Below are 18,568 nucleotides of genomic sequence, written 5' to 3'. Positions count from 1 at the left end.
ATAGCCGATTGGCGAAAATGTACAAAAACTACAAGCTCAAGGCGTGTTCCGCTCCTATTCATTAAGCGTAATAGGTATCCAAAGAAAGGCATCACAGAAAGCGACGGCCCAAAATAAGGGTTTTCCAGATGGAACAAATGTAGTTTTTCTACTAAAATTCATGGTCATGGCGTGGATCATCTCAAAAACAAGACCCCACGGCCAATCAACCTGGCGCTTGGCGCCCGCTCGCCGCCCCAGGCGAAGGAGTTTCGATGGTGTCCCCGCATTCGCATCTGAACAAAGTCACCCAGCGCGTGATCGAGCGCAGCAAGCCGACACGCGCGGCATACCTGGCGCGTATCGATGCCGCCCAGGGTCATTTCCCGGCACGCGGCGCGTTGTCGTGCGCGAATCTGGCGCATGGTTTTGCCGGCCTCGAAGGCCAGGAGAAAATCTCCATCAAGGCGATTCGCGAGCCGAACATCGGCATTGTTTCGTCTTATAACGAGATGCTGTCGGCCCATGCGCCGTTCAAGAATTACCCTGACATCATCAAGCACGCCGCGCGCGAAGCCGGCGGCGTTGCGCAATTCGCGGGCGGCGTGCCGGCCATGTGCGACGGCGTCACGCAAGGCAATGCGGGCATGGAACTGTCGCTGTTTTCGCGCGAAGTCATTGCCATGAGCACGGCGGTCGCGCTCACGCACAACATGTTCGATGCCGCGTTGTGCCTCGGCATCTGCGACAAGATCGTGCCGGGCTTGTTGATCGGCGCACTGCAATTCGGGCATCTGCCGACCATTTTCGTGCCGGCCGGTCCCATGACGAGCGGCCTCACCAACGACGAGAAAGCCAAGGTCCGTCAGCAATTCGCGACCGGCGCGTGCGATCGCGACGCGCTGCTCGAAGCGGAAGCGGCCGCGTATCACGGCCACGGCACGTGCACGTTCTACGGCACGGCCAACAGTAACCAGATGCTGATGGAAGTGATGGGCCTGCATCTTCCAGGCTCGGCGTTCATTCATCCGCACACGCCGTTACGTGACGCGCTCACGGCTGAAGCCGCAAAGCGCGTGCTGGAACTCACGGTGGATCGTGGACATTACACGCCGGTGGGCCATGTCGTCGATGAAAAATCGATCGTCAACGGCATCGTTGCGTTGCTGGCAACGGGCGGTTCGACCAATCACACGCTCCACCTGGTGGCGATCGCGCGTGCGGCGGGCATCGTGATCGACTGGAACGACTTCGATGAACTCTCGCAAGCCGTGCCGCTCGTCGCGCGGATCTATCCGAACGGCAAGGCCGACGTGAACCATTTCCACGCGGCGGGCGGCATTGCGTATCTGGTGCGCGATCTGCTGGAAGCCGGTTTGCTGCACGAAGACGTGCAAACGGTCGCGGGCCGCGGCCTCGCGCATTACACGCGCGAACCGAAGCTTATCGATGGAAAACTGCAATGGGTCGATGGCACCGAAACCAGCCATGACACCAAAGTCCTGCGCAGCCACAAGGAACCGTTCGCACCTGACGGCGGTCTGCGCTTGATGCACGGCAAGATTGGCCGCGGCGTGATCAAGATCTCGGCGGTGGCCGAAGCGCACAGGCTTGTGAAGGCGCCGGCGATCGTGTTCGAGTCTCAAGAGGAAGTGCAGGCGGCGTTCGACAACGGCGAGCTGAAACGTGATTTCGTCGCGATCGTGCGCTTCCAGGGCGCGCGGGCGAACGGCATGCCGGAGTTGCACAGGCTGACGCCGCTTCTGGGCGTGTTGCAGGATCAGGGCTTCCATGTGGCGCTGGTGACGGACGGGCGCATGTCGGGCGCGTCGGGCAAGGTACCTGCCGTGATCCACATTTCGCCGGAAGCGCTGTTGCATGGTCCAATAGGCAAGGTGCGCACGGGCGACATGATTGTCATCGATGCAAACAAGGGCGTGCTCGACGTCGAAATCGACGAAAGTACTTGGGCTGCGCGAGAAGTCGAGCAACCGAAGCATCAGGCGGCGAACGAGGTCGGCTTCGGGCGCGAACTCTTCGGCGTTTTCCGTGCGGCGGCCATGCCGGCGGAACTGGGCGCATCGGTATTCGGTCCCATGGTGGGTGAAAACGCATTGTGCGACACCGTCGAGCACGCATCGCAAACAACAGGAGCTGCAGTCAAATGAAAACAGTAAGCGAAATCGTGCGTTTGGGCCCGGTGATTCCGGTCCTCGCATTCGACTCGGTCGAGCAGGGTGAAAACGTGTCGCGCGCGCTGCACGCGGGCGGCGTCAAGGTGCTCGAGATCACGCTGCGCACGGCGGCGGGGTTGGCGGCTATCGAACGGGCGAGCCATTTGGCTGACGATATTGTTGTGGGCGTAGGCACGATCACCAAACCCGAGCATTGCGCGCAGGCGAAGAAAGCGGGCGCGCAATTCGGCGTATCGCCGGGATTGACGAAGGAGATTCACCAGGCATCGCTCGATGCCGGCCTTCCCTTGCTGCCCGGTGTGATGACGCCGACCGACATCATCCAGGCGATGGAACTCGGCTATGAAATCGTCAAGCTGTTTCCTGCGCAGCAGGCGGGCGGTGTGCAGATGTTGCAGGCGCTCAACGGTCCTTTCCCAAGCCTGAAGTTTTGCCCGACCGGCGGCATCACCGCTGAAACCGCGCCGAACTTCCTGACGCTGCCCAATGTGGTCTGCGTGGGTGGATCGTGGCTCACACCGAAAGCGGCACTGGCCGCGCAAAACTGGGAAGAAGTGACGCGCCTTGCTCGCGCCGCCAGCCTTCTCGCGCCCGTCAAGGCATAAGTTTGCGCATCATCTGAAGTAAGAAGACCAGCAAAAGCCTTTGCCGTGCACGTGTCAAACGTGCCGCAAAGGCTTTTTGCATTCGGGAACGCTTACTGCGCAGGTTTCGGGCGCTGCAAGTAAAATCCGGTGTCATTCACTCGCCGACTGCCTGTACGCCTGGCCTTCCAGCCTGAATCATCCGGTAAAGCCAGACGCACACGCAGCCCAAAAGAACGCTAAAACAGAAGGAGGCGCTTATGGAGCCCGTTCACGGCAGCATGCTATTGGTGTATGCGGTTATCGCCATTGCTCTGCTGATCTTGCTCATCACGCGTTACAAGGTTTACCCGTTTCTTGTACTGATCATTGTTTCATTGTTGCTGGGTCTGGCCGTCGGCATGCCGATGGACAAGATCGTGAAGGCTTTCGAAACCGGCAATGGCAACACGCTCGGACACATAGCCATAGTCGTGGGTCTCGGCACCATGCTCGGCAAGATGATGGCCGAATCAGGCGGCGCCGAACGCATTGCAAATACCTTGATTGGCTGGTTCGGCGAAAAATACATTCACTGGGCCATGATGTGCGTGGCGATCATCGTTGGCTTGCCGGTGTTCTTTGAAGTGGGTTTCGTGCTGCTGATTCCGATTGCATTCAACGTCGCGAAACGCACGAAGAAATCATTGTTGCTGATTGGCTTGCCAATGGTCGCCGGACTCTCCGTAGTCCACGGACTGATTCCGCCGCATCCGGCCGCGTTGCTCGCGGTGCAGGCGTATCACGCGGATATTGGCCGCACGATCATGTACGGTTTGATCGTCGGTATTCCTACGGCAATTGTCGCGGGTCCGCTTTTCGCGCTGCTGATTCACAAGCACATCAAGTTGCCGGAGAACAATCCGCTCGCGTCGCAATTCGTCGATTCACGCAAGGAAGGCGAGACGCGCGAACTGCCAGGTTTCGGCATCACGCTATTCAGCATTTTGCTGCCGGTGATCCTGATGCTGATCGGGAGTTGGGCCGACCTGTTTTCCGCGCCGAAAACGTTCATCAATAACCTGCTGCACTTCGTTGGCAACTCCGACGTCGCATTGCTGATTGCCGTGTTGTTCAGCTTCTGGAGCTTTGGTGCATCGCGTGGATTCAATCGCGAGCAGATTCAGAAGTTTTGCGGCGAGTGTCTCGCGCCTATCGCGGGGATCACGTTGATCGTGGGCGCCGGCGGCGGCTTTGGCAACGTGCTGCGCGAGAGCGGCATTTCGCAGCAACTCGTGACCACGGCGTCGGCTGCGCATTTGTCGCCATTGCTGCTCGGCTGGTTCGTTGCAGCGCTGATTCGCCTCGCTACCGGTTCCGCGACCGTCGCCATGACGACCGCGTGCGGCATTGTTGCGCCGATTGCATCGGCTGCGGGGGCAAGCGTGAGTCCCGAATTGCTCGTGCTTGCCACGGGTTCGGGATCGTTGATTTTCTCGCATGTGAACGATGGCGGTTTCTGGCTCATCAAGGAGTATTTCGGCATGACGGTCGGCCAGACGTTCAAGACCTGGTCGTTGTGCGAAACGATTATTTCGGTGATGGGATTAGGCTTGACCTTCGCGCTCGCGTCGGTCGTGTAAGGAGATTCTGATGATATTGATAGCGATGGGTGTATCCGGTTGCGGCAAGACTACGATCGGCGAATTGCTGGCAGAGCGGCTAGGCTGCGATTTCGCCGATGCCGACAGTTTTCACAGCCAGGCGAACAAGGACAAGATGCACAAGGGCATTCCGCTCACGGACGACGACCGTTGGCCGTGGCTGAAAGCAATCCGTGCATCGATTGAAGAGAAGAAGGCCGACGGCACGACGCACGTCTACGCGTGTTCGGCGTTAAAACGCGTGTACCGCGATATTCTGCGCGATGGCGACAAGGACGTGACTTTCGTGTACCTGAAGGGCACGCCCGAATTGCTGAAAGAGCGGATCAAGACGCGCAAGGGCCATTTCTTCGATCCCGCTTTATTGCAAAGTCAGCTGGACACGCTGGAACCACCTACGGCGGATGAAGCAATCGAAGTGGATATTGCGTTGTCGCCGGAATTGATTGTCGATACGGTATTAAATGAAATAAAGCAGCGTTAAGTTTTATCTCAAGCGCGCGATGGTCTAGAGCGCGGAGAACAAGGCGGGTTCAGTGAAAAGCTGAGCCCGCTTTTTTCTTGTGCAGAAGAATTTCAACCGTCCTTTCTTAGCCTCTCCTTTTACTCTCCATGTTTCCGGCTGATCGCGCAACGCGACGGTCTTTTCAAGATTATGGATAGTTTCAATTTGGTAAAAACGCTTCCCATCGGGCAGGACTGTCAGGCGCAAGCGAGTTCACAGCGGAGTTCATGTCGTGCACGGAAACGTCATGAAATTGGTTATCCAAAGCATTCCTAATCTCGCAATCATGCCGCCAAAAGAAACACGTCTCAGTGAAATCCGTCATTTCAGGATGGCGCTTGAACGGTAACGGATCGTAATGTAACTTTGATCGCTCTAAAGATTTTGTTCTGCCAATTAAATCACCTGTTGAGTTTTTTCGGCCTGAAAAAAGTTGTTCTTTTGTCTGCTCGACTTCATGCGCCATGCATTTAGGACTTTTCCTGTAGGACGGCGTCGCCTTGCCGTTCAGAATCGGCGCTCACGCGTGGTAACTCATTGTTCCCCGGACCGTCTCAATATTCCGGGGGGCTGCCAGCACGATCTCTCTCAACGTATGGCTTGGCTTCGCGTCCTTTTGATCTCACTGTATTAAAGGTAATGACATGGCACTTCAAACAAAAGATCCGTCAACAGCGGTAATTTCATCCGTTGGCACCGCGGTAAGCGGTGGCACGACGAGCGACACCAAGCCGGTCATTACCGGCAAGGCAGACGCAGGCAATATTGTTGTAGTTTATGACGGCGTCAGGCCGATTGGTTCGGTGATCGCCGACGCGAACGGCAACTGGACGATTACGCCGACCGTCGACCTCAAGGCCGGCGCACATAACTTCGCAGCAATCGCTCACGACACCGCCGGTAACTTCGGTGCATCGTCGGCACTCGTGAACGTCACAATCACCTCGTCGGCGGTTACACCCCCCACGCCAATCATCACTGACGACCACGGCTTGCCAATCGTAGCTGGCGGCACGACAGCTGACGCGAAGCCGCAGATCAGCGGTTCAGGCCCGGCCGGAGACATCATCACGGTGTACGACGGTGCGACTCCGATCGGATCCACCAAAATTAATCCCGACGGCAAGTGGACATTTACGCCCACGACTGACCTGTCCAATGCAACGCACGCAATTACCGTTACGGACAAAGTCCCGGGCGGCACGGAAGGCCCGCATTCGGGCGCCGCTGGCTTCACGGTGGATACGACCGTGCCCTCTAGTCCAACCGTTACGTCGGCGACAAACTGGAACGGCGATGATCGGATTGGCGACGTTCCCGTGGGGGCTGTTGTGGCGTCGCCAGACGTGGTGATATTTGGCAAGGCTTTGGCCGGCGCCGTTGTGTATGTGTACGACGGAGCGACTCTGGTGGGATCTTCCGTCGCTGCAGCAAATGGCACTTGGAATTTCGAAAACAAAGCGTTTGCACAGGGTTCGCACGACATTACGGCGACAGTGAAGAACGCTGCCGGCACCGAGAGCGCGCATTCGAATCATTGGACCTTCTCGGTCGACACCAGTACGCCGGCAAAGCCTGCCGCGCCGACGGTGACGGACGACAGCGGCGCGACGATCGTACCTGGCGGTACCACGAACGACGCACAACCGCACATTGACGGCAAGGGCACGCCTGGCGACATCATCAAGGTGCTGGATAACGACAAGGTCATTGGCTCGACAACGGTCAAGCCTGATGGCAACTGGTCGTTCACGCCGACGACAGACCTGAATAACGGCCCGCACGACATTACCGTGATCGACACGAACCCGGCTGGCACGTCCAGCCCGGCCTCGGATCCGACGCACATCACCGTCGACACGTCGGTTCCGGACAAGCCTGCTACGCCAGTCCTGACCGACGCAAGCGATGCGGTGATTCCAGCGGGCTCGACCACGAACGACGGCCATCCGCATATCAGCGGCACGGGCAAGGCTGGCGACACCATCACAGTCTATGACGGCACGAAAGCGATTGGCTCCACTACGGTTCAGCCCGACGGCAAATGGACGTTCACGCCTGCGACCGATCTGTCCACTGGCGCGCACAGCATCTCGGTGACGGAGACGAACGCGGCCGGCACGCCCAGCCCGAAGTCCGACGCCGTTCCGTTCACCTACGCCGTGGTCGCGGGCGCGCCGGTGATCGAGAGCGTAGTTGACGCGGTTGGCACCATCACGGGTCCGATTGTGAACGGCGGTGTGACTGACGACTCGCATCCGACCATCAGCGGCACGGGCGTTGTAGGCTACACGGTTTATGTATTCCAGAACGGCACCGGCTGCGGTCAAGCCACCGTCGACTCAACGGGTCACTGGACCCTGAAACTGACGGGCGCACTGTCCGACGGCCAGCACGTGATGACGGCAACGCAGTTCACCGGCAGCGGTGCGCAGAGCGTTGCGTCGAACGCCTGGACCATCACGGTTGACACGTCGCCGGTGGCTGCACCCCCGGTTCCGGTCTTGACCGACGAAGGCGGCACGCTGATTCCTGCAGGCTCGACCACAGCCGACGCACACCCGTACATCAGCGGCAAGGGCACAGCCGGCGACATCATCACGGTGTATGACGGCGCGACCCCGCTTGGCTCGGTCAAGATTGGTACCGACGGCAATTGGACATTCAAGCCGACGACCGATCTGTCGAACACCGGGCACAGCATCACTGTCACTGACACCAATGCAGCAGGCACAACGAGCCCGCATTCGGGCGCCGTCGACTTCACGGTGAATACCACGCCCGGACCGTCGATCACGATTACAGGCGTGTACGACTACAACCATACCCTGATTCCGAACCACGGCTCGAATACGGGAACGTTCACCGTAGAGGGTACGGCAACCGGTTATGCCAACGGAGACACCGTTTCCCTCTGGTTTACAGGAGCGACCGCCGTAGGCGATACAAATTACATCCGTCCCCAGATTTTTGACATTCAGATCGTCAACGGCAAGTTTTCCGTGGTTCTCACCTTGGACACCAAAACCGGCGTAGGCGGTACAGGCTATGCGTTATTTTCCGGGAACCCAGGGGACATTGCCATCAATGGTTGGTTACAGGACAGTGCGCACAAGAACCGTGGGTCAAGCAACACATACACGATCACCGAGACGAACTGGACCACCGCGGGCGCTCCTGCCACGCCAGCCGTTCCAGTCCTGACCGACGACAACGGCTCGGTGATACCTGCTGGCTCAACGACAGCTGACGGCCACCCGAACATCAGCGGCAAGGGCACGGCGGGCGACGTCATCACGGTGTATGACAAGGGCGCGATAATTGGTTCGACCACGGTGGCGGCAAATGGCACATGGACGTTCAAGCCCGCGGCGGACTTGGCGACCGGCGCGCACAGCATCACGGTGGCGGAGTCGAACTCAGCCGGTATGAGCCCGCAGTCGGGCAGCGTTCCGTTTACATTCGCGCCGGTCACCATTCCGGCAACCCCCGCCACGCCGGTCCTGACGGACGATCACGGTTCAGTGATTCCGGCGGGATCGACGACAGCCGACGCCCAACCGCATATCAGCGGCTCGGGCACGGCAGGTGACATCATCAAGGTGTATGACAACGGTTCGATCATTGGCTCGACGACCATTGGTCCGGACGGCAAATGGTCGTTCACGCCGACGACGGACCTGTCGAAGGGCGGGCACGACATTACCGTGACCGACACGAACGCGGCGGGCACGTCCGGCGCTTCGAACCCGGCCCACATCAACGTCGACACGTCGGTTCCGGCCAAGCCTGCTACTCCAGTCCTGACCGACGAAAGCAATGCGGTAATCCCCGCAGGCTCGACCACCAGCGACGGCCATCCGCACATCAGCGGCACGGGAACGGCCGGCGATATCGTCACGGTGTATGACGGCGCGAACGTGATTGGTTCGGCCAAGATTGGCGGCGACGGCAAGTGGACGTTCACGCCATCAAGCGATGTATCCCAGGGCACGCACAACATTTCTGTGACGGATACGAACCCGGCCGGCACGACTGGTCCGAAGTCCGACTCCATTGCGTTCACTTTCGCGCTGGTCGCGGGTGCGCCGGTAATCACGAACGTCGCGGACGCGAACAGCGTTCATACGGGTACGGTTCCAGCAGGCGGCACGACGACTGACGCAAATCCGACGGTAAGTGGAACGGGCATCGCGGGCGATACGATTTACCTGTATCAGAACGGCGCGGGTTGCGGCGACACGACGGTGGGCTCTGACGGTAAGTGGTCAATTAAGCTCATTGGTGCTCTGTCCATCGGCGAGCATGACTTTACGGCAACGCAGTTTGGGGCCGGTCAGTCGGAAAGCGCTGCGTCCAACCACTGGTCCATTACGGTCAATAGCCCGATCAGCGTTCCAGCCACCCCCGCCACGCCCGTCCTGACCGACGAAAGCGGCGCGGCAATTCCGGCGGGCTCGACCACAACCGACGCTCACCCGCACATCGGCGGCACGGGCACGGCAGGTGACATCATCACGGTGTATGACGGCGCGAACGTAATTGGCTCCGTCAAGATTGGTCCCGATGGCAAGTGGACATTCACGCCGACGACCGATCTGTCGAACGCCGGCCACAGCATCACTGTCACTGACACCAATGCGGCAGGCACGAGTCCGCATTCGGGCGCTGTCGACTTCACGGTGAATACCACGCCTGGGCCGTCGGTCACGATTACCGGCGTGTACGATCACAACCACGCTCTGATTCCGGACCACGGCTCCAATACGGGTACCTTTACCGTAGAGGGCACGGCAACCGGTTATGCCAATGGAGACATCGTTTCGCTCTATTTTGGCGGGTCAGCATTGGGCGATATAAACTCTATGCGTCCTCAGATATACAACGTACAGATCGTCAACGGCAAATTTTCCGTGGTTCTCACCGCGGACACCAAAACCGGCGTAACCGGTACAGGCAATGCGTTGTTCTCCGGGAATGCAGGGGACATCACAATGACTGCTTTGTTACAAGACAGTGCGTATAGCAACAAAGCGACAGGCAACACATACACGATCAACGAGACCAGTTGGACCTCCGCGGACGCTCCTGCCACCCCCGCCGTTCCGGTCCTGACCGATGACAACGGCACGGTGATTCCTGCTGGCTCAACGACAACCGACGGCCACCCGTTCATCAGCGGCAAGGGCACGGCGGGCGACATTGTCACGGTGTATGACAAGGGCTCGGTAATTGGTTCAACCACGGTGGGGTCCGACGGCAACTGGAAGTTCAAGCCCGCGACGGACCTGGCGACCGGCGCGCACAGCATCACGGCGGCGGAGTCGAACTCCGCGGGTATGAGCGCGCAGTCGGGCAGCATCGGGTTCACTTACGGTAACGTTCCGGCCAAACCGGCCATCCCGGTTATGACCGACGACGGCGGCAGTGTAATCCCTGCGGGCTCGGCCACCATTGACGGCCATCCGCATGTCAGCGGTACGGGCACGGCTGGCGACATCATGAAGCTGTATGACCAAGCGAGCGGGAGCTTGCTTGGTTCTGCCGTGGTTGACGGCTCGGGTCACTGGACCATCACGCCTTCGTCCAATGTCTCTGCCGGAGGACACTACCTGTACGTCACGGATACGAACGCATTCGGCACGAGCCCGCACTCCGACACGTGGCTGCTTAACTACGTTCCGGCATCCCCTCTTTTGGCCCCGGTGATTTCGGGCCTGATCGATCATACCGCCGTGAACACCATGGTCGCCAACGGGGGAAGTACGTATGACTCGTCACCAACAATCAAGGGCACACTTTCAAACAGTTTGTCCAACGGACAAACTGTTGAAGTTTTCCGTGATGGGCACGCGGTTGGCGTTGCTACGGTATCGGGAACCGGGTGGAGTTATACCGACTCGGCCGTCAGCGTGGGACAGCACACTTATACGGCTCAGGTACAAAGCAGTGCAGGCAATAGTGCAATGTCGTCAACGTTCACTTTCACCGAGGTTTGGAACGAAATAATTAGCAACGGTATGGGGGCCGTATGGGTCCAACAAAACGTGCACTACACCAATAACCAAGTTGACGGTGTCGACATAGTACTTTGGCCCGAAGATGGTACCTCAAGCTTTTTGGTTTATGATACGTCTTTCCCGAAGGGATCAGATTATTATGTCTGGATGTATTTTTCCCTTCGCGCTTATACGGCGGCGGGAGTGCTTGTCAGCACGATATCAGATGGGGTTCGTTCAGTTACTGAAACTGGAACTTGGAAACCTACTTCTATCGCTACCTTCACAAAAGGGAGCATAAATCCCGATTTGGTTTATGTGCTAACGGCAAAATCCGGAGAGAATGGTAAAGAGTTCTTTGTTGATGCTCACACCGGGGCAGAGTATCTTAATCCGGCTTCTGTGCAGAACAAGGAACGCGGATGGGGCAACGAAGTGGATGAGGTTCCGGCAGGGTTGTACGGTACGGGTAATGTCAAGGCAACGCTTGTAAGTGCAACGCACGACGTAGCAGTAGCCGACGACTCAACCCAAGTTGTTGCAGCCACCGACCACTCCACAGTAGATGCAAATGGCGTGCATCACACCGCGGTAGACACGGACGGAACGTTCCATGGCACGGCTGCCAATGGCAACGAGACCGTCGACCTGAACGTGGATCCCACGGATTACTTCAAGCAAGCCACTGCGCATATTGAAGGTTCCAAGGGCGCTGCTATTGACACGCTGCATCTGACTGGCGATCACCAGGTTCTCGATTTGTCTTCGCTGACGGGTCAGACCGCAGCGGCGAAGGTATCGGGCATTGAAGTGGTTGATTTGGGCGGCGCGCACAACACGTTGAAGCTGTCACTGGTTGACGTGCTGAATCTGGGCGAAACCGACCTGTTCCAACAGGACGGCAAGCAACAGATGATGGTGAAGGGTGCAGAAGGCGATACGGTCGATCTGTCGAATTCGCACATTGCCGGTCTGGCTGAAGGCGAGTGGCAGCAGCACGGTACAACGCAAGTGGGCGGTGTCACGTACAACGTGTACGAACACTCAGGCGTGCATACCGAATTGCTGGTTCAGCAAGGCGTGCAGATCGTTGTGCATTAATGGTGTAGACATCCGCTTTCGCTAGGTTGGGAAAGCGGGTTGATTCAAGGTAGTACGGCAAGCCGTTCCAGAAGGTCTGGAACGGCTTTTTTTGTTTGCACTGCCGGTCTACTATCAATCCGGCTACGTGACGGTTTTCAGGTCAGCGGTATTAGTCGATTTGTCTGACACCTGCTTCGTCGCTTTAGTGACCTCTTTTGATCAATTGATTTCGCAACGGCTTCCAAGTTGGGAGGTCGCGCGAAAGCGAGTCAGATCACAGTCCGTTCCAAAAAAACCTCTGCATTACCACAGCCATTTCAACGCATGGGTTATGTGATCTTTGCGTTGATTAAACGGCGCTCGCCTGACGGTCTAGACGTGCTTTTAATCAGTCAACGGTGGGCGGCGGCGGGATTTGTTTTGTTATGCATATGAATATTAGATTGATCTTCTAAAAGAAGTTGTTCTTTGTCTACTCGACTTCATACGCCATGTATTTAGGACTTTTCCGGTAGGACAGCGTCGCCTTGCCGTTCAGAATCGGCGCTCACGCGTGGTAACTCACTGTTTCCCGGCTCGTCTCAATACTCCGGGGCACTGCCAGCACCATACCTCTGAACGTATGGCTCGGCTTCGCATCCTTTTGATCTCACTGTATTAAAGGTAATGACATGGCACTTCAAACAAAAGATCCGTCAACAGCGGTAATTTCATCCGTTGGCACCGCGGTAAGCGGTGGCACGACGAGCAGCACCAAGCCGGTCATTACCGGCAAGGCAGACGCAGGCAATATTGTTGTGGTTTATGACGGCGTCAGGCCGATTGGTTCGGTGACCGCCGACGCGAACGGCAACTGGACGATTACGCCGGCCGTCGACCTCAAGACCGGCGCACATAACTTCGCAGCAATCGCTCAAGACACCGCTGGCAACTTCGGTGCATCGTCTGCACTCGTGAACGTCACAATCACCTCGTCGGCGGTTACACCCCCCACGCCAATCATCACTGACGACCACGGCCTGCCAATCGTAGCTGGCGGCACGACAGCTGACGCGAAGCCGCAGATCAGCGGTACAGGCCCGGCCGGAGACATCATCACGGTGTACGACGGTGCGACTCCGATCGGATCCACCAAAATTAATCCCGACGGCAAGTGGACATTTACGCCCACGACTGACCTGTCCAATGCAACGCACGCAATTACCGTTACGGACAAAGTCCCGGGCGGCACGGAAGGCCCGCATTCGGGCGCCGCAGGCTTCACGGTGGATACGACAGTGCCCGCAGCGCCGGTTATCACCGCTGCGAGGGACCTCGACTCGGGCGGTAATGTGATCGCCCCCGTGCCGACGGGAAGCACCATTGCCTATCAGACAGTCGCGTTGACAGGCACGACCACGGCAAATGCTGTGGTGTACGTTTACGACGGCGCGACTCTGCTTGGCTCAAGCCGGGCGGACGGCAGTGGCGTATGGAGTTACCTCAAAACGAACTATTCGACTGGTACGCACGATTTGAGCGCGACGGTGAAGAGTGCCGCCGGTGTTGAGAGCGCACATTCGAACCACTGGACGTTCACTGTTGACACCAGCACGCCGGCCAAGCCTGCCGCGCCGACGGTGACGGATGATAACGGCGCTTCGATTCCCGCAGGCAGCACGACTGCTGACGCACTTCCGCACATTGACGGCAAGGGCACGCCTGGCGACACCATCACAGTGCTGGATAACGACAAGGTCATTGGCTCGACAACGGTCAAGCCTGATGGCAACTGGTCGTTCACGCCGACGACAGACCTGAATAACGGCCCGCACGACATTACCGTGATCGACACGAACCCGGCTGGCACGTCCAGCCCGGCTTCGGATCCGACGCACATCACCGTCGACACATCGGTTCCGGACAAGCCTGCTACGCCAGTCCTGACCGACGAAGGCGGCACTGTGATTCCGGCGGGCTCGACCACGAATGACGGCCATCCGCATATCAGCGGCACGGGCAAGGCGGGCGACATCATCAAGGTGTATGACGGCTCGAACTTGATGGGCTCCGTCAAGATTGGCAGCGACGGCAAATGGACGTTCACGCCCGCGACTGATCTGTCCACGGGTGCGCACAGCATCTCGGTGACGGAGACGAACGCGGCCGGCACGCCCAGCCCGAAGTCCGACGCCGTTCCGTTCACCTACTCACTGGTCTCGGGTGCGCCGGTAATCGAGAGCGTAGTTGACGCGGTTGGCACCATCACGGGTCCGATTGTGAACGGCGGCGTGACTGACGACTCACATCCGACCATCAGCGGCAAGGGCGTTGCAGGCTACACGGTTTATATATTCCAGAACGGCGTTGGCTGCGGTGACGTAAAGGTCGACGCAACGGGGAACTGGACCGTGACTCTGAAGGGAGCACTGTCCGACGGCTTGCACGTGATGACGGCAACGCAGTTCACCGGCAGCGGTGCGCAGAGCGTTGCGTCGAACGCCTGGACCATCAAGGTCGATACGTCGGTTCCGGCAAAGCCTGCCGCACCGACGCTGTCGGACGACAACGGCATGGCGATTCCCGCAGGCAGCACGACGGCCGACCCGCATCCGCACATCGACGGCACCGGCGGCAAGGCTGGCGACACCATCACGGTGTACGACGGCGGCAAGGCAATTGGCTCGACGACTGTCAACCCGGACGGCACGTGGTCGTTCAAGCCGTCGCCGGACCTGAATCCTGGCCCGCATGACTTTACTGTGACCGACACGAACCCGGCTGGCACGACCAGCCCGGCATCGGATCCGACGCATATCACCATCGACACGTCGGTTCCGGCTGCACCCCCGGTTCCGGTCTTGACCGACGAAGGCGGCAACCTGATTCCTGCGGGCTCGACCACAGCCGACGCACACCCGTACATCAGCGGCAAGGGCACAGCCGGCGACATCATCACGGTGTATGACGGCGCCACCCTGCTTGGCTCGGTCAAGATTGGTACCGACGGCAATTGGACATTCAAGCCGACGACCGATCTGTCGAACGCCGGACACAGCATCACTGTCACTGACACCAATGCAGCAGGCACAACGGGCCCGCATTCGGGCGCCGTCGACTTCACGGTGAATACCACGCCCGCACCGGCTATCACAATTACCGGCGTGTACGACCACAACCACGCTCTGATTCCGGACCACGGCTCGAATACGGGAACGTTTACCGTAGAGGGCACGGCAACCGGTTATGCCAACGGAGACACCGTTTCCCTCTATTTTGGCGGGTCAGCAGTGGGTGATGTAAACGTTATTCGCCCTCAGATATATAACGTACAGATCGTCAACGGCAAATTTTCCGTGGTTCTCACCGCAGACACCAAAACCGGCTTAACCGGTACAGGCGGTGCGTTGTTCTCCGGGAATGCAGGGGACATCACAATGACTGCGTTGTTACAAAACAGTGGGCATAGCAACAAAGCGACAGGCAACACATACACAATCACCGAGACGAGCTGGGGCGCCTCGGTCCCGGCAGCGCCGGTCATCACCGTCGTCATGGCCGATGATGCGGCTTGGACCAACCCGGACTATATGAACCAGTCGGGAGGCACGACTTCACATACGAGCGAGAAGTTCGCAGGCAACGGCGTCGCAGGTACCGTTGTGTACCTTTATGACGGCGCGACTCTGATAGGTTCAGCGGCAGTGGCCCAGAATGGTACATGGGCTTCCAATGTAATGACCTTTTCGAATGGTACGCACGACATCAGCGCGACGACCGTGAGCGGCGGTGTTGAAAGCGCACACTCAAACCATTGGACGTTCACGGTCAACACCACGCCTGTCGTCGTTGCGCCGACAGAAACCGTCACCATCTCCGGCTTGTACGACGACACGTCGGGAACTCAGGTGTTGGTGAGTAACGGTGGTTCGACCAGGGACACCACGCCGATTGTTAAGGGCGATGTGTCCCATGCGCTGCTGAGTGGCGAATCGTTGGCGGTTTACCGTGACGGTACCAAGGTCGGTACGGCAACTATGAACGGCACCAGTTGGTCATTCAACGATTCAGGCGTTAGCGTGGGCAGTCACACCTATACGGCACGCGTGGAAAACAGTGCGGGGAATAGTGCATTTTCGGGCGGGTATTCGTTCACTGAAGCATCATCGGTCGACACATACACTGTGTCCAGCGCCAGTTTCCGTATGACTGGCTCAACCACCAACTTTAATATTTCTGGGCTCACAAAGAACTTCGAAGCCTTTTGCACAGATACCGGTATCGTCAACAATCGCACGGGGCAGAAGTTGCTTACAGGTTCGATCAGGGTTGAAGCCTACGATCAAAGTGGGAACTATGTGGGCGTGGTTGCCTATGGTTCTTCTTGGTCCCCGGCCAACAATGGCTTCAACGTAAATTACACTTATGCGTTCGTTTACAGGCCCAGTGACGGTGGCGCGCCCATCTATCTTGATGTTCGTACCGCAGCCACCTACAACTATATGCAGATGGGTGGCACCTATGTTGGCGGCTACCAATACTACAATCCTACTACGAGCCTGGCCTCGACACTGCATTCTCCTGCCGGGCTCAAATCGACACTGTTAAGTGCAACTCATGAAGACGCAGGGAGCGAAGCGGCACTGGCCGTGCTTGCTGCCGCCGCTCCTGATACTGCGCCACATCACACGGTGGTCAACGAGCATGAAGTTTTCAAGGGTACGACGGGCCATGACACGGTGGACCTGAACGCCGACCCGGCGTCTTACTTCAAGGATGCGACCGCGCACATCGAAGGCAGCACGGCGCACCCTGTGCTCGCGGAAAGTGACGCAACCGGTACAGTGGCTGCGGGAGTTTCAGCTCCCGCGGTGAACACGCTGCATCTGACAGGCGATCATCAGATCCTCGATCTGACCTCACTGACTGGCAAAACTGCAGCGGCGAAGATCTCGGGTATTGAAGCAATCGATCTTGGCGGCCAGCACAACACGTTGAAGCTGTCGCTGGTAGACGTGCTGAATCTGGGCGAAACCGACCTGTTCATGAAGGACGGCAAGCAGCAGATGATGGTCAATGGCAAGGAAGGCGATGAAGTCGATTTGTCGAATTCGCACATTGCCGGTCTGGCTGAAGGCGAGTGGCAGGCGCATGGTACGACGCAAGTGGGTGGTGTCACGTACAACGTTTACGAACACTCGGGCGTGCATACCGAGCTGCTGGTTCAGCAAGGCGTGCAGATCGTCGTGCATTAATGGTGTAGACATTCGCTTTCGCTGGTTTGGGAAAGCGGGTTGATTTAAAACTCGCGTGTGAAGCCGTTCCAGGATGTTTCTGGAGCGGCTTTTTTGTTTGTGGGCGCTGAGATTGGACTGGCTCCCGCAGCCACGACAAACCCGCTCTTGCATCTCAGCAAAGCGGGTTGTTGTCCAGCACTCAAAACCTGCAACGCGTTATTTCACCGTTTGATTGGCCCTCCCTTCCATGAGCAGGTAACTTAGACGTTCTATCGCGAGCCACTTTTCTTTGGGCTTCGAATAAGGCGACACGAATTCCAACAACGCAGCAATCAAATGGATTATCAGTTAAAGCACCGCGTCGATTCTCTTTGAACGAGGAATTACACAATGGCTTCTGATGTTGATGTTCGCGTGCAGGCGGTTATTACCGACGTGGAGGGCGTCGCGAGCGGCGGTATCGTAACCAGCGAAAAACCGCTGATTGTTGGAACAGCCGAACCCTTTACGACCGTTGACGTGTACGACGGCACAACACTTCTGGGAGTGGTCGCGTCTAATGGACAAGGCGGCTGGTCGCTCCAACTTTCGAATCCACTCTTCGATGGCATTCATGATCTCTCCGCAGTTCAACTGAACGAATTTGGAGCCGGTCCCACCACGAGTTATTTCGCGATTACGGTTGATACATCGGCAAATGCACAGCCCGTCCACGATGACAACCACTTCCATGCGCCGCGACTGTTTGATAATCATATAGACGGCGATGTACCGTATTTCCCGCCGAACCTTTTTAAATCTCGTTCTGCTTCCGCGCATGCAGACTCCGCCGTTTCCGACAAAGCCGCGCACGGTCTCGTTGATACGGAAAGTGAGCCACTTTCGTATGTCAGGCATACATCCGCGCCAGCGGAAAATGGCAAGAGCTTCGATACGGTTTCGTTTGAGGGCGACCATCAGGTCGTCAATTTAAGCAGCTTTACGGACCATGGGCCTGCTGCGCACACTCAAAGCATTTTGGGCTTCGACCTTGGTGGCCATCACAACGCGCTGAAAGTGTCTCTCGCCGATGTGCTCAGCCTTGCCAAACAAGACCTGTTTATTGACGATGGCAAGTCGCAGCTCATGGTGAACGGCAAGGAGGGCGATTCCGTCAACCTGACCAACTCACACGTCGCGGGACTGGCGGAAGGCGCCTGGCACCATCACGGAACTACGGAAGTCGGTGGCGTTCTTTATAACGTGATCGAGCATTCGAGCGCCAACGCCGAGTTGCTTGTCGAACACACAGTGCGAATTGAAATGCATTGAATGCGCAGAGTGTCGGCACATAAAAAAAAGGCCGTTCAATATCTTGAACGGCC

General features: G+C 57.8%; 8 protein-coding genes. 7 read left to right on the top strand and 1 reads right to left on the bottom strand.

Annotation, left to right across the window (positions count from 1 at the left end; translation table 11 throughout):
- Positions 1-254: 254 nt before the first annotated feature.
- The 4 genes from edd to HB633_RS23900 all read left to right on the top strand — a co-directional run bounded on the left by edd (position 255) and on the right by HB633_RS23900 (position 4,885).
- Entirely contained in the window at positions 255-2,147 is a 1,893-nt protein-coding gene (gene edd, locus HB633_RS23915) for a phosphogluconate dehydratase (protein ID WP_213780598.1), read from the top strand.
- Positions 2,144-2,779: a bifunctional 4-hydroxy-2-oxoglutarate aldolase/2-dehydro-3-deoxy-phosphogluconate aldolase gene (eda, locus tag HB633_RS23910; protein WP_213780597.1), complete on the top strand. Its 636-nt coding sequence runs from the start codon at positions 2,144-2,146 to the stop codon at positions 2,777-2,779. Before edd ends, eda begins: the two co-directional genes overlap by 4 nt.
- Positions 2,780-3,018: 239 nt before the next feature.
- The gene (locus HB633_RS23905; RefSeq protein WP_213780596.1) at positions 3,019-4,380 is read left to right on the top strand and encodes a GntP family permease; all 1,362 of its coding nucleotides are present in this window, start codon (positions 3,019-3,021) and stop codon (positions 4,378-4,380) included.
- Positions 4,381-4,390: 10 nt separating this feature from the next.
- The gene (locus HB633_RS23900) at positions 4,391-4,885 is read left to right on the top strand and encodes a gluconokinase (RefSeq protein ID WP_213780595.1); all 495 of its coding nucleotides are present in this window, start codon (positions 4,391-4,393) and stop codon (positions 4,883-4,885) included.
- Between the two features lie 181 nt (positions 4,886-5,066).
- Here the strand turns inward: HB633_RS23900 and HB633_RS23895 are convergent, their stop codons facing one another.
- Positions 5,067-5,372: a hypothetical protein gene (locus tag HB633_RS23895; protein WP_213780594.1), complete on the bottom strand. Its 306-nt coding sequence runs from the start codon at positions 5,370-5,372 to the stop codon at positions 5,067-5,069.
- A gap of 178 nt (positions 5,373-5,550) precedes the next feature.
- On the opposite strand from HB633_RS23895, the gene HB633_RS23890 reads away from it, so the two are divergent.
- The 3 genes from HB633_RS23890 to HB633_RS23880 all read left to right on the top strand — a co-directional run bounded on the left by HB633_RS23890 (position 5,551) and on the right by HB633_RS23880 (position 18,515).
- The gene (locus tag HB633_RS23890; protein ID WP_213780593.1) at positions 5,551-12,006 is read left to right on the top strand and encodes an Ig-like domain-containing protein; all 6,456 of its coding nucleotides are present in this window, start codon (positions 5,551-5,553) and stop codon (positions 12,004-12,006) included.
- Between the two features lie 653 nt (positions 12,007-12,659).
- Positions 12,660-17,222 carry an Ig-like domain-containing protein gene (locus HB633_RS23885; protein WP_213780592.1) on the top strand — a complete coding sequence of 1,521 codons (4,563 nt, stop codon included), beginning with the start codon at positions 12,660-12,662 and terminating at the stop codon, positions 17,220-17,222.
- 372 nt (positions 17,223-17,594) lie between these two features.
- Positions 17,595-18,515, top strand: coding sequence for an Ig-like domain-containing protein (locus HB633_RS23880; RefSeq protein ID WP_213780591.1), 921 nt, complete (start codon positions 17,595-17,597; stop codon positions 18,513-18,515).
- Positions 18,516-18,568: the final 53 nt, after the last annotated feature.

It is taken from the genome of Caballeronia sp. dw_276 (assembly GCF_018449635.1).
Taxonomy (GTDB): Bacteria; Pseudomonadota; Gammaproteobacteria; order Burkholderiales; family Burkholderiaceae; genus Caballeronia.
The sequence above is the reverse complement of the archived record's forward strand: the minus strand, read 5'-3'. Positions and strand labels throughout refer to the sequence as shown.

Coding starts and splice junctions, on each gene's coding strand:
- edd (WP_213780598.1), top strand. CDS start 255: ATGGTGTCCCCGCATTCGCATCTGAACAAAGTCACCCAGCGCGTGATC.
- eda (WP_213780597.1), top strand. CDS start 2,144: ATGAAAACAGTAAGCGAAATCGTGCGTTTGGGCCCGGTGATTCCGGTC.
- HB633_RS23905 (WP_213780596.1), top strand. CDS start 3,019: ATGGAGCCCGTTCACGGCAGCATGCTATTGGTGTATGCGGTTATCGCC.
- HB633_RS23900 (WP_213780595.1), top strand. CDS start 4,391: ATGATATTGATAGCGATGGGTGTATCCGGTTGCGGCAAGACTACGATC.
- HB633_RS23895 (WP_213780594.1), bottom strand. CDS start 5,372: ATGGCGCATGAAGTCGAGCAGACAAAAGAACAACTTTTTTCAGGCCGA.
- HB633_RS23890 (WP_213780593.1), top strand. CDS start 5,551: ATGGCACTTCAAACAAAAGATCCGTCAACAGCGGTAATTTCATCCGTT.
- HB633_RS23885 (WP_213780592.1), top strand. CDS start 12,660: ATGGCACTTCAAACAAAAGATCCGTCAACAGCGGTAATTTCATCCGTT.
- HB633_RS23880 (WP_213780591.1), top strand. CDS start 17,595: ATGGCTTCTGATGTTGATGTTCGCGTGCAGGCGGTTATTACCGACGTG.